Origin of the sequence: Haloferax mediterranei ATCC 33500 (genome assembly GCF_000306765.2) — an archaeon.
Classification (GTDB): domain Archaea; phylum Halobacteriota; class Halobacteria; order Halobacteriales; family Haloferacaceae; genus Haloferax; species Haloferax mediterranei.
The window spans coordinates 116,458-129,210 of record NC_017942.1 but is presented as its reverse complement, the minus strand read 5'-3'; the positions used below and the strand labels follow the sequence as shown (position 1 = coordinate 129,210).

The following is a 12,753-nucleotide window of genomic DNA, read 5'->3' as shown; positions in this document are numbered from 1 at the left end:
ACACCACATTTCAAATGAATCTGGCTTAGTTCTTTTCCTTAGTACACCTCCAGAGTGAGAATTCAGATAGAGCAGCGCGTCTTCTCGAGAGACAGGTCAGTCCAAGAAGCCTGAAAACCTAGAGGAGGTGAAAAACAGGGGGACACCGAGTTTCAAATGAATTCACGGACGGGGTACCATTCGATCTACCCACACCGGATTTCAAATGAACTCTCATTATCGTGTGGCTTGTTCACCGGATTCAGAACACACCCACACCACATTTCAGATGAATTCTCGATCCGGTGTAGCACAGCTTCGGAAAACAGTACACACCCACACCGGATTTCAAATGAATTCGAGCAGTCGAAAGGGAAGAGAACTACCCAATCATGATATGGAGACGGATTCTAAAACTGGAGTTGGTAGTGTTTAGAGACGCTGTCGCCAGGGAATCATCTGAAATATGGTGTCTATTTTTGAGTCCAATCGGCAATCAAAAGACGCTTTGGGAGAGTGTTAGAAGTCTGACTTTTGTAGGAGATAGCATATAAAAGTCGATTGGTCCTAGCGGCTTATATCTAAGGACAGCTGTACAAGATGTATTCAACTTTCTTTCTCTACTATACTACTACTACTTTACCTAAATAGTAAAATTTATAATAACATTCGAAAGAAGCTGACTTTCACAAGAACTCATACTCCGAATATTCCCTTACTACGAGCTTCTACCCGGCTAATCCGTCTTATTCGAACTAGGAATCCGGGTCTCTGAGAGGAAATGCCATCCTTCTCTTGGAACCAAATTCATTTGAAATCCGGGGAGGGGGTGTCGTGATACAGAATCGAGCGCATACCCACGTCTTTAGGCGCGGGTCGAGTGAACAATAGCGTACATCTCCACCGACGACGCCACGACTGGATTTCCCACCGTGTACAGCAGTTTTAACAGATCGTAGGAGAATAGTGGGCTCTGGTGAATCACTAGATGGCATCGATTTCGACCATTAGAATTTGGAAAGTGAAGTGGGAAATCGGCGATGATCTATGTCGTTCATAACATCAAGCGTGCCGCAACATAGCTGAACCAACCGCTGTCTGGCGATTTACCAGAGCCAGTGGTTTCAAAAGGACAAGGACCAGAGCATGAAGGTGAGTACTGGCAGGGGCCGAACACGCCCGCAGAAGCCGTCGAAATCGAGTCCATCGAGGCGGGGCAACCGAGTACGAAGATGAGTCCCTGGGTAGCGGGAATTACCTGTCCTTCAGAATCCTGCCTGTTCAGATGTCCTGCTCGCCCATCGGGATGGGGCCGATATCGGTGAAGTGGTCTTCGAAGGCATGTTCGTCTGCATGGTCGTCGAGGAGGTCGGCGTAGTATCCGGCCTCTCCCTTGTCGTCGTTTTCGACCTCACGGAGGAGCCCGGCGATACGGCGGGCGTCGCGAGCGGGTAGAAGTATTTGCTCGACCATACGGCAGGGTTGCCTCCTCGGTGCAACTGCTTTCTGCTGGACGAACGTGTCCTTCGCGACCGCCATCTCGACGGTCGTCATATGGGTAAAACTCTCGACATATATTGGCCCACGCGTCCGATGAGTGGGGAGGAACCGAACAGGCGGCTTAGCGCTCATATCAGAAAGCGATTGTTTGTCAAAATCATACCCAGACTTATTGGAGGAACACAACCTTAGAGGATGGGAGTGTTGCGTGCCTTCTCAGCGACGATTTCAAGCTTGAATCAAACCAGATAGCGAGTTATCTGCATTCTGATTTCGTTTCTCCGGAAACAGTGGGGTGGGAAGTTCGGATAGCAGCGGTTAGACTGACTAGTGCAATCACCAGCGTGTTTTGTGGCGGCTTAGTGAAACGAGTTGCGTTCAATGAAACTGCAGTCACAGTCTGTGCCGATTAGTATTGTATATTCACTGGAATATAACCAGATACACAGGTAATTTATGATGTCGTGATTGTTAATTGGGGACAGACTAATTTGGTGGCAACCTTTTCCTATTAAGTCCCGTGGATACATCTGTTCAGATGCCGTAATTCCCGTGGATGTATTCTGCTATTTGACTGCCTTCTGCCGATTATATCTGAGTACCCATGTTGACAATACGGCCAGAATCTGATTGAGAAATGGGATCAATTGCTTCCATAATCCGTAGGAAGTCAGTTGACTAAGCACTTCTATAGTATTGTTATTATCTCGGAATACTATTCTGAAAAATTGCTAGGTTTATGCATTTAATATATTATATGTCAAGCTGTCTTGTTCTCAGTCTATGACGGCAGTACTGTTGTAACTGTAAACAAAAACCTATTATCAGCTAACAATCATTGTCTACAGCTATATCGCCAAAGAATTCTTTTGAACGGCTCTGGTGAATCGCCACCCGGTTGATTTGGCTATGTTGCGGCACGCTTGATGTTATGAACGACACATTTCAAGACGAGTTCACGAAATTCTCGGTAACTCGACCAACTGCTCGAACTCCTCCGCGATGGCCAGTCGTGGAAACCACAGGAGATGCAACATCTACTCAACGAGGAGTTTAACGTCCAGTACCATCTGGACGATCTCAGTACAGTCTTGCGGAACCTCGGGTTATCTTACTCGATTCTGCATCCGAGACGTCTCTCGCGTCTAAATGACGGTGGACAGTTGACGACGATGTTCGAATGGACGGTGGGGACGGTGAGACGTCGTCGGATTTTTTGATGCGTCACATCCCCAACTATGGGACAATTCGACCAGCCTGTGACACGTCGATCATCCGCATATTGAACGACTGCTGGTTCGGATTGACGAACTAGCGGTCAGATTCCACGCCCCCAACGGTCAAAACGTGGTGAACTTCCCAGAGAATCAGACGAAAGAGTAGATTTTCGAGTGTCTCGAAACGATTCGCGAGCAGAATCCCGCGACACGGATTTGCTGGTCTTGGACAGTACCAAATATACAATCTTATAACAATTCGATGTTTATCATTTACGTCCAATGCCGAATTGATATGCCACGAAGTATGTAATAAACATGGATATGCTAAATAGTGACAAGAAGGTAATTAGGAAATAGAGCAGTTCAACAATTGAGTTTGGTGAGGCAATATTAAAAAATTCTAATAATACTGCAGAGATGGCAAGACCAAGTAGCGAAACAGCCAACAATTCAAACTTACTAGACCATGCACTAGACCGCCCAAGTATGAAGTCTCTTGGAGGGGTATCCATATTATAACGACACTCAGTCAAATGTATTAAAATTAACGCCTATACTCCATCCCATATGATATCACTTACTGATTAGTCCGATATAGCTCTGTTGAAATTCTTCATCGTTAATAATTAGAGCGCTCTTTCCACGGATACTGTTGGGAACCTGCTCTTCAGCAAATCGTTAGACTACGAGAGGCTTTCAACAGATCCTCGCATATAGTTATCCCGTCTCCAGGTTTTCTCATCTCACTAGCTACCCGGTCGTAGTGACCTCCTCTCTGTTTTCGTCGTTGAACTTCTCGGTGTTCAGTTCACCCAACTATAGTAACCGTTAGAACCTTTTGCACAGAGACTCTCGCTGGAGATAATGAAGTATCTCGACGAAATTATCGCTGAGGAATTGTAAGACACAAAACGCCCTCGACAATGTGGACGGAAAGAAGCCGACACAACGGATCTTAGCAGCCATCGTGTACAAGAATGGTGTGACACAGACCGAGCTAGCCGAGTGGTACGGCTCCAGCCGCGGACAATCAACAGTTGGCTCAAGCGACTCGACACAGAGGTGTCGTTTGAGCTGGCTGTGTCTGATGATAAGCGAACCGGAAGAAAACAGAAATGTCAGAAATATATTAAAAATTTGAAGAACCCGTCCACGAACATCCTCAGGAGACCAGGATCGATGCGCCGGTGCAGAGAGCGAAGGATTTAATCCCAATTGAGACGGTCCCCTGTGACAGCGAGTTTGACTCGAAGGCTGTCTATCAGATGCTCTCTCGAACCTCGGTGTGAACATCTAATCCCGAAACTCATCCACGGTGACGAGCGAGAGGCTATCGAGACGATGGACGAAAATGGGCAGGCCGTTGAATCGGTCTCTGTTCACGTCAAGCAGGGCTCGCACGCGATGTTTCTCTACGTGCCCTCAAGGAGAGAGCACGGCAGTCTTTGCGACGAACCTCTCAGTCAGCCCCAAGGAAGCTGAGATGTTCTGTCGTCGGTACAGCCGTCGCTGGCAGATCGAGAACGAGTACAAGAGCATCAAGAACGACTTCCTCGCGAAGACCTCATCCAAGGATTACCGCGTCAGGCTGTTCTACTTCGTGTTCGCAGTGCTTCTCTATAACATCTGGCGGCTCACTGACTTTCTGTTGAAAGCTGCTGCTGACGGGGAGATGGACTACGCACCGATCATAACCGCTGGCGAATGTGCTGAATTGGTCTCTTCGGCGCTGTTTCCACCTGACTAGTTGGGTAGACACACCGGCTTGCCTTTCGTGAGCGGTGGCACTATCTCTGGGAGAGATATTTGGATTGATTTCTGACCATAACAGAGAATTAACCGATTTTGGCCGATTTCCTAGCTCACTTTCCCCGCAATCTGGACTAATTCAGCGGCGAATCAACGCTAAAACTGCCCATCCTCCGAAACTGTGGAACTGTGCTCAATTCTAGATTTTGTATAGCAATATATGATTCATGCTTCAGCAATGGCTCAGAGCACTATTTTACTAATTGCGGTTGTGTACGAGCCACTCCCACATCAGTCATAATGTTAATTCGGTTAAACAATGTCGTAGAACAATGAAAATCACACATTCAGAATCACCCCAGCACAGAGCGAGCGGGTTACTCGCCGGTGAGAAGGCGTGAACCAGCGATCTGACTCCCAGGGTTTGGACAGTGAAAAGAGGACTTCAGACGAGGAACCGAGAGAAAAGCGCTACAAATGGGTCCCAGATGAGCCTTGACGAACTCGTCGGTGTCGAAGTTACCTGCAATACCCTATTTTGACCTCGACTTTGCCAGACAAGTGGGTCTGTTGAAGTTCTCAGTCGCGGATAGTTTGTTGAGGCTGTGCTGCATACAGGGCGCGAATCGGTTAGGGGTGTTCAACGGATCAAGATAGCGAACGCGTTGAGGTTACCCATGAAGGTGTCTTTTGATTTCATAACCTGACAACCAGAAACGGTTTGCGAATGGGATTGATTGTCTAATTTGATGGTCCCTGATGATTCAAAAGATTATCTTGAATTGTCTCGTCGACAGGTCGTTGGCCTCTGCAGCGGAAGCCTTGTTACCGGAGTTCTTGCGGGTTCTATTGTCTCTGAGTCTCTGCCCCTCTCATCAATACTCGACCGTGAATGTAGTTCGTCCCCACTCGTGTACGATGTGAGCGGGTGGCCGACGCCACACTATGATCTCTCACATTCGCGTTGTCCGCCGACGTCAACTTGTCCGGTCAGTCCAAGAAATCTAACCCATTCTTGGAGCGAGAATTCCGCTAATGAGGATCCAATTCCAGTGGTTGCGAACGGAATCGTATATCTCACGGTGGATAGAATCGACACGCAACTAGTTGCGTTGAATCTACCTGACGGGAGTGAATTGTGGAGCGCTAAGACGACGACACCAACTGACTCACCAGTAGCAGGTGGGAATGTCGTCATCATGCCTGCTGAACGCGAATCCGGAGAGGACGTCACTCATGCACTCACAGCCGTAGACGGAACGGTAGAGCGCAGCCTACCATTTACGAATCGACCATTCGTCGCCGACGGTCGACTCCACGTGCTACAATCCGGTCGGTCTAACTCAGGGGAAGACATTGAACGTCTGCAAGCGTATTCAATCAACACTGGAAACCGATGTTGGACACAGAAGATTCAGGGACGGGTAGCTGATCGACCAGCCTATGACGGACAGACCGTCTACTACCCAGTAGTCGACTTTGGTGTCGTGGGGATAGATTCGCAGACGGGTGCAAAAATTTGGCGCGAAGAAGTTCAAAATACACACCCTGACAAAATCAGCGGTACAATCCGAGGGCACCCAATCGTCTCGTCCGGTCGCGTGTTCATCTCGACCTACGATGGACGTCTGATTGCACTCGATAGGCGTGATGGGACTCGGCTCTGGACACGCGCAATTAGACCAGTTATCGTTAACAATGCTGCTCGGTGGTATGATCTTGGTGCGGTGTCTGAAGGAATACTGGTTGTTCGCCAGAGACGGCACGATGACAGTGCTGACCGTCTCGAAGCAATTGATACAAAATCTGGCGATCAGCAGTGGGTGATTGAGCCACCTGGCAATGGCCGATTCTCCCTTCCGACGATTGGCGATAATGTAGTCTATGCAGGCGTCAGTGGTACATTATCAGAATCTGGTGAAGTATCCCAAGGCCTCGGAGTGTTTGATCTCGAGACCGGTTTGCAACAAGCATTCTATCCCGGGCCGAGTGGTGTGAGCAGTGGTCCGGTAATTGCAGATGGGCGTGTAGTCGTTCCACACTTTAATGGTGTTCGTGTACTTGAGTAGTCTTTCCAACCAACCTTCGTGATGAAAGATATACCCTCTGCATGTGTCACGCCGTTCCTATCAAGTCATGAAGATTTCAAATAGTCCGTTTTTTAGCTAACTCAACGGCTATCTCACAGAGAGGGGTCATTTCGAGTGTTCAGCACACTTCCAACGGAAGTACTGTGCGAATGTGGTGGGTCTGTGTGCTTACTGCTCGAGAAAGAGAGAGGTGATTTCGAGTGTTCTACCTACGCCTAGGTACGCTGCTTAATACTTGCTTCATACGCGTTACCCTCTCGGCAATCAACGAAGTTTGATCCCGTGCCCATTATTCCAAGGGAACACTCGAAATTACCCCTCCCACCATCATATATAAACACGAGACACTCGAAACACTCGAACCATTCATTTATACTACTATGTCAGAAAGTTCGGAACATCAATGGGTGGCCTGTTTGAGGACGTCGAAGACGAGATCTACCGTGAGAAGCGTGTACTAAAAGAGGAGTACCAGCCAGACGAGATTCTCGAACGCGATTCCGAGGTTGAAGAATACAAACACGCGCTGACCGACGCGCTCTTCGGTCGCAGCCCCGACAACATCTTCCTGTTCGGGAAGGCGGGTGTCGGAAAAACTGCGGTGACGAACTTCGTGCTCAGTGAACTCCAACGCGAAGCACTTCGTCGCGATACGGCGGACGAAATCCACGTCACGAAGGTCAATTGCAACAACCAGAGTGTCTATTCGGCCGTTCGCCACCTCGTTAACAGTCTCCGCCCCGAGGGCACAGCCTCGTTCCCGAAGAAGGGGCCATCAACGGCAGACGCATTCGAAGAGTTATACACCCAGATGGAACGTCTCGGAGGAACCCACCTGTTTGTCCTCGACGAAATTGACCACTTATCAGACCCCGATCCGCTACTCTACGAGTTCCCACGAGCACGCGCAAACGGGCACATAAACGAGGCCAAAGTCGGCCTTATCGGAATTTCGAACAACTACACATTCCGCAACACACTCTCTGCAAAAGTTAAGTCGACACTCATGGAGCACGAGATCTCGTTTTCAACGTACGATGCTGGCGAGCTCAAAACTATTCTCACCGACCGCGCTCAGCGTGCTTTTGTCGATGGTACATGTGTAGACAGCGCCATTTCAGCGTGTGCTGCCTTCGCCGCGAAAGATGACGGGAGTGCCCGGCAAGCGATTGACCTCCTCCGTGAAGCCGCAGACGCTGCGCAAAAGGCTGGCTCTACGACGGTTACTGCGGAGCACGTCGAAAGAGTCCGGAAACAGGTCAACCGTGGCCAACTCCGTGACAAAATCGATGACCAAACCATGCACGCACAGCTGGTACTCGAGGCCGTTGCCCGCCAACAGTTGGCCGACGACGAGTCGGTGCGGACCAAACGTGTCCAAAAGCGGTACGAACCCGTCGCAGATGCATGGGGCCACGATCACCTGACCTCGTTGAAATCGATTCAGAATCACCTCGATGACCTCCACATGCTCGGGTTCCTCATTCGAACCGACGAGAACAAGGGCCAAACTGGTGGGCGAAGCTACCGATGGGAAGTCGACATGAATCTCAAGACGGTAATTGAAGCTCGCGAAGAGATCGAACACGACGCACAACCACCCGAGTGAGTACAGGTGTGGCTAGGACGGTTGCTCGCTGGCCGTGCGGTAGATTCGATTGACTGTTTGAGTTAGACCACTCCCGCACAAGCCAAAGTATTATTTTGCTGTGAAAAGCAGCAAAGACCAATGAAATTCACCGGCTCGAAACCGTCCCGAAACACGGCAAACGGTCTTTCGGACAGTAAATCGGCATGACAAAGCAGTCCACCAGCCAGCAACCAGACGACGAATCCACGGACTCAAAGACGCGCAGTCGTCGCTATAACTGGTCGCGTATGGACCTCGACGAACTCGTCGACGTCTACTGGCAAGACATCGCACCGAAGCGATATCGCGATGGGTTCGACGAGGACCGCGATGTTCCGACCTACGACTGGCTCACAGAGCACGGATACAGTGGCATCGCGTACGCACTCCGCGAGCATCACGATTTGACGCCCAAGCAGTTTTTCGTCAACTTCGTCGGCCTTGAAGACGAGGCGACTGATGAGTGGGAGTGGAACGTTGATCACGACGCTACTGTGAACGCGCTCGAAGCGTACCTCACGTCGATAGAGACCCGTGGTGGACGAGCAACAAGTACCGTCGAGACCCACCGGACGAGGTTAGCGAAGTGGGTTCGGACGTACCGGGAACTGCACGGGACCGATGCGTTGCTCGAACCGCTGTCTGAGTTAGACCAGCAGCCGCGAGAAATCGAACGGTGTCTGGCCGTCCTCGACGTGTTCGACGAGGAGCTATCGACAGATCGGTCGAAGCTTGAGTACCTGCACGTTGCCAGAGCGTGGTACGCATTCGTGAAGCGCCGGAAGTACGCAAAGTACAATCCACTCTCGGAGGCTGGCGAAGAGTTCGGCTGGGAAGCCAGCGAACCAGACCCACAGGCGTTGTCCGCGTCGCAAGTGCGGCGGATCTACAGTGAGGTAGACTCCCCCGAAGCGGAGTTGCTCGTTGTTGCGCTTGCTGGGTGGGGGTTACGGCCCTCCGAGGTTGCCGCGTTGCACGTCGACCAGGTGGTCTTGGATGCTGAAGACCCACATCTGTCGTTCGGTGATGGAGAGCGGAAGAACGGTCCTGGTGAGGTGACGCTATTGTATGGTGTGGACGTCGTCGCTGACCGGATTGATGCGCTTTCCGACCGTGAGACGTGGAACGGGTATCTGTTCCCCTCTCGGTCGTCGTCGACGGGCCACGTGTCCGTGAGTACAGTTCGGCGTCGGTTCAAACGGCTGGCTGACCGTGCGGGAGTGGTCATCGACGGGGATACGCCGACGCCGAAGATGGGGCGGCGATTCTGGTACTCGGCGTATCAGGAAGCTGTTGGTGAAGTTCTCGAGGGGTTAGAGGGAGTCGCTGAAGACCAGGGGAGTTCATCGACGGAAGTTGTGCTACGGAACTATCTGTCGAGGGAGCAGGAGCGGAGAGCGAGGCGGAGACGGATGGAAGAGAAGTTGGAAACGGCGTTTGACAAGCAGAGATGTGGCACCTGTAACAGCCAGAACAACAGGATTTCTGACCTGTGACAACAGTCGTACTCGTCAACTGTCGGCATTGGCGGCACTGTCTAGTTAGTAATCTCCTCAACCGGTGTTCGTCCATCAAGCGCTTGATGCGGTCGATGGAAGTTGTAGTATTGCACAAATTGTATGAACCACTCGCGGACGCTTCCGTGACTGCCGACCCACGAATTATGGAAGCGGTCGACTCGCATTTTGAGAGTATGAAACCACGTTTCGATGTGGGTTCGCTCAACGTAGTCAAGACGACCGCTCAGTCCTAATCGAGAGAGTGCAGTCTGATAGCTGTAGCCATCAACGAGAAACACAGCATCTGAAAGATCGTGTTTCTCCGAGAGTCGATGGAGAAACGCAGCAGCCGGGTCGGTACCATGTCGTCCAAACAACTCGACATCGAGAATCAGCTTTGTCTCGATGTCTATTGCAGCGTACAACCAAGACCACTCGCCATTGATTTTGACAGCAGTCTCGTCAACCGCAACCCGCTTCGGCTTCGCCTCAGGCGGGTTGTGACCGCTATCAGCCAGCCGATGTACCCAGTCCCAAACAGCTTGGTGAGAGCGTTCAACGCCGAGATGGCGAAGAATCTGTTTTGTTTCTCTAAGTGAACAACCGGTCGCGTGGAACTGGACGGCGAACACCCTGACGGGCGTCCCCAGAACGCTTTGCGTTCTGGTGGGCTGCACGAGAGCAAAGCTCTCGTGAACGTCCCCAGAAATCGGAGATTTCTGGTGTGCGAACGAGACGCTTCGCGTCTCGTCAACGTCGCTGTCCGCTCACGCTCCCAAGTTTCTTCTAAATCCGTCGCAAAGCACTTGCTGAGCAGGTCTGCGAGCATTCTAACCAATTAACTCAACGACCTGCTCGTTCCTCAAACTGGCTTAACTAGACAGTGCCTCGTTACTGTTGCCTATGAATCACAGTTCGAAGACGTGTCGGTATTCGTTTGAGATCGTTCCGCGGGAAGAGTGACGCGCAGTTGCTGGCCATGTTTGAGATGGTTCGGTGGGTCCTCAAGGCGAAGCAAGACCATGCCATCGCCAGCATCGATCACGCGAGCATCCACCCCCTGGTCAGTCACTGCAGCCTCGATTCGATCAAGACGCGCAGCAATCTTTTCGAGCGTGGCTCCGTCGGAATCACCGCTTGTGGCCGACTCAGCGTCTGACACACTGTTGGAACTCGCATGACCAGTTGGCTGTGGGTGACCGTCTGTCGAATTTAGGCGCGGTGATAAGTCGGCGGCCAGTGGTTGGTCTGTCTGTCCGACCGAGAGCCGTGAACGAAGGGCTGATAGGTCGAGCCCTTCTGCACTGAGGTCAACTTCATCAACCCGTGTGACGGATGGCAATGGAATCTCTCGGTTCACACTCGACTCGCCAAACTGACTACCGATTGTATTCGTTCCAGACAGGACCCGACGTGTCGTCACCTCCGTCACCCACGGTGGGGGTGTCCAGCCTGTCTCATCTAAGAGTGTGTAACAGTCAGTGGTGTCTGTCGCCCAGACATAACTGGCGTACTTATCCTTGTACTGATTCGCAGCGGCCCCTTGCTGGTGGGTAATGACCACGTGGGTTGGTGAGAGCGTCTCAACGACGTTGTCGATCGTTTGTGACGAGGGGTGGTTGCTGAGAGCGAACTCATGCGTCGTACACGTAGTGCTCGTCACGGGAGAGTGGCCACCGCTGATGAGTTGGACCAGAGTTGCACCAGGGTCGTCAGTAATCGCCGCAAAGAGCCGCTCGGCACTTCCGTCAACCGGAACCTCCGGTCCTGCAATCGTCACGCTTTCGGGCTGTACCACCTCCGATGGGGCAGTAAACTCGGGAACTGATGTGACGTTCGGGATTGTGTACTCGAGTGCGTTGTAGAGTGTTGCAACGTGTCCAGCGAGCGTGATTGGGAGTCGCCTGTCCCATCGGTCGGCGAGATGACCAAGAAGATACGCAAGGTGCAGTCCGGTCAGCCCACTGGCTGTCGCCAAGACAGTCGAGCCAGCCCAAACGCGCTCACAGATCGTCCCGACAGCATCGGTGAGTGTTGCTTCGAATCCCTCGCTTGTGGCCGCGGTCAAAATGAGGGTGTCGACATCAACAGGGAGGTCAAGGTCGAGCCCGGGATACCCAGCAACGCGCCGGGTGGTGAAATCACCAGTCACGAGAATTGTGCGCCGTTCGTCATCGGCAGTTGCCTCAAAGAGAAACCCTGCGGCACCGGGTGTGTGGCCCGCTGGGACGGGATGAACACGGAGCCCAGCGACGATTTGCGTCCACCCCTCGATCGATTCGAGTTGTTCGAGTACGTCATCGGTTTTTGAGAGTTCGTAGTGCTCGGCACCAACTGCCAAGACATCTTCCAGTATGGTTGCGGTATCGGCAGCCGCATAGACTGGCGCACCGTGCAACAGATTGTCGCCGAGTGATTGGTAGTGATCGAGGTGCGCGTGCGTGAGACAGATCGCGGTGAGATATTCGTTGGCGTCCTCGTCGAGCAACGTATCGACCGACACACCCTGCCCAGCGTCGATGAGTACAGAGACCGTTTGGTCAGCGAGCAACCCATCGAATCGTAGGAGCAGGGATTCGCGCCCGGAACGTGGGTTTGCGTGCTGGAACTGGATCTCCATCGTTATAATCTACGCTACCACGTGGGAATATCCATCGCTCTATTGACAGGGAAACAAGACCAACAAATTAGTAGCCAGACCACTACCAACGAGTTCAGCACTATCTCACCCTCCACTGAAGGCTGCTTGACTAGTAGGGAACGACAACAATTTCAGAACGAACCGACGAGCCCGATGATGAGTGGGCGAGTTGGGTTCTCGGAAGGTTGAGCTGTCCCTGAAGAGTGTTATTGGGCCAGAAACGACTGATGTAGAATTTACTCTTGGAGCGCCACTCACACCAGTATGTCCAACAGCGAGTCCCCAGATGGCCCGCCGTCTCTCGAGGACGCGTTTCGTGGCAACGACGCTGAGCAACCATCTACGGGACGGTCCCCAGACTCGCGAGCCAGCGACACCATTGACGCCGCTGAAACAAGTGACGAACGGACAATCGACGACGTGTACAGTGATCTCGGTGCCTAGG

The 12,753-nt window shown here is 51.8% G+C and carries 6 protein-coding genes and 6 pseudogenes; 8 read left to right on the top strand and 4 right to left on the bottom strand.

All coding sequences use genetic code 11. The annotated features are described in order from the left end of the window. Positions 1 to 1,260: 1,260 nt before the first annotated feature. On the bottom strand, positions 1,261 to 1,533 hold the full coding sequence (locus HFX_RS15470; protein ID WP_004060569.1) for a hypothetical protein: 273 nt from the start codon (positions 1,531 to 1,533) through the stop codon (positions 1,261 to 1,263). Between the two features lie 929 nt (positions 1,534 to 2,462). Here HFX_RS15470 and HFX_RS20640 point away from each other — a divergent pair. The 7 genes and pseudogenes from HFX_RS20640 to HFX_RS15455 all read left to right on the top strand — a co-directional run. Next, a pseudogene (locus HFX_RS20640) lies at positions 2,463 to 2,601 on the top strand (winged helix-turn-helix domain-containing protein); the annotation flags it as partial. Between the two features lie 34 nt (positions 2,602 to 2,635). Further along, positions 2,636 to 2,859, top strand: a pseudogene (locus HFX_RS20635) (IS630 family transposase); the annotation flags it as partial. 704 nt (positions 2,860 to 3,563) lie between these two features. Further along, positions 3,564 to 3,886, top strand: a pseudogene (locus HFX_RS19295) (IS630 family transposase); the annotation flags it as partial. Further along, positions 3,887 to 4,446: pseudogene (locus HFX_RS15465) on the top strand (transposase); the annotation flags it as partial. It abuts the pseudogene before it with no gap. A 751-nt stretch (positions 4,447 to 5,197) separates the two neighbouring features. Then, complete coding sequence (locus tag HFX_RS19290; protein ID WP_004060575.1) at positions 5,198 to 6,517, top strand: PQQ-like beta-propeller repeat protein; 1,320 nt, start codon at positions 5,198 to 5,200, stop codon at positions 6,515 to 6,517. Between the two features lie 424 nt (positions 6,518 to 6,941). After that, a complete protein-coding gene (locus tag HFX_RS15460) occupies positions 6,942 to 8,147 on the top strand; it encodes an AAA family ATPase (RefSeq protein ID WP_004060577.1) in 1,206 nt (401 codons plus the stop codon). Between the two features lie 269 nt (positions 8,148 to 8,416). Beyond that, entirely contained in the window at positions 8,417 to 9,664 is a 1,248-nt protein-coding gene (locus tag HFX_RS15455) for a tyrosine-type recombinase/integrase (RefSeq protein WP_004060579.1), read from the top strand. A 41-nt stretch (positions 9,665 to 9,705) separates the two neighbouring features. Here HFX_RS15455 and HFX_RS15450 read toward each other — a convergent pair. The 3 genes and pseudogenes from HFX_RS15450 to HFX_RS15445 all read right to left on the bottom strand — a co-directional run. Then, positions 9,706 to 10,311: pseudogene (locus tag HFX_RS15450) on the bottom strand (IS6 family transposase); the annotation flags it as partial. Between the two features lie 113 nt (positions 10,312 to 10,424). Beyond that, positions 10,425 to 10,496 (bottom strand): annotated as a pseudogene (locus HFX_RS19795) (IS6 family transposase); the annotation flags it as partial. A 72-nt stretch (positions 10,497 to 10,568) separates the two neighbouring features. Next, positions 10,569 to 12,287 (bottom strand): MBL fold metallo-hydrolase, encoded by a 1,719-nt coding sequence (locus HFX_RS15445; protein ID WP_004060584.1) that lies wholly within the window; start codon positions 12,285 to 12,287, stop codon positions 10,569 to 10,571. A gap of 285 nt (positions 12,288 to 12,572) precedes the next feature. On the opposite strand from HFX_RS15445, the gene HFX_RS15440 reads away from it, so the two are divergent. Next, complete coding sequence (locus HFX_RS15440; protein ID WP_004060585.1) at positions 12,573 to 12,752, top strand: hypothetical protein; 180 nt, start codon at positions 12,573 to 12,575, stop codon at positions 12,750 to 12,752. The last annotated feature ends 1 nt before the right edge of the window (position 12,753 follow it).

Bases quoted from the DNA above. Each gene is read 5' to 3' on its own strand.
- HFX_RS19290 (WP_004060575.1), top strand. From the start codon at position 5,198: ATGGTCCCTGATGATTCAAAAGATTATCTTGAATTGTCTCGTCGACAG.
- HFX_RS15455 (WP_004060579.1), top strand. From the start codon at position 8,417: ATGGACCTCGACGAACTCGTCGACGTCTACTGGCAAGACATCGCACCG.
- HFX_RS15460 (WP_004060577.1), top strand. From the start codon at position 6,942: ATGGGTGGCCTGTTTGAGGACGTCGAAGACGAGATCTACCGTGAGAAG.
- HFX_RS15445 (WP_004060584.1), bottom strand. From the start codon at position 12,287: ATGGAGATCCAGTTCCAGCACGCAAACCCACGTTCCGGGCGCGAATCC.
- HFX_RS15440 (WP_004060585.1), top strand. From the start codon at position 12,573: ATGTCCAACAGCGAGTCCCCAGATGGCCCGCCGTCTCTCGAGGACGCG.
- HFX_RS15470 (WP_004060569.1), bottom strand. From the start codon at position 1,533: ATGACGACCGTCGAGATGGCGGTCGCGAAGGACACGTTCGTCCAGCAG.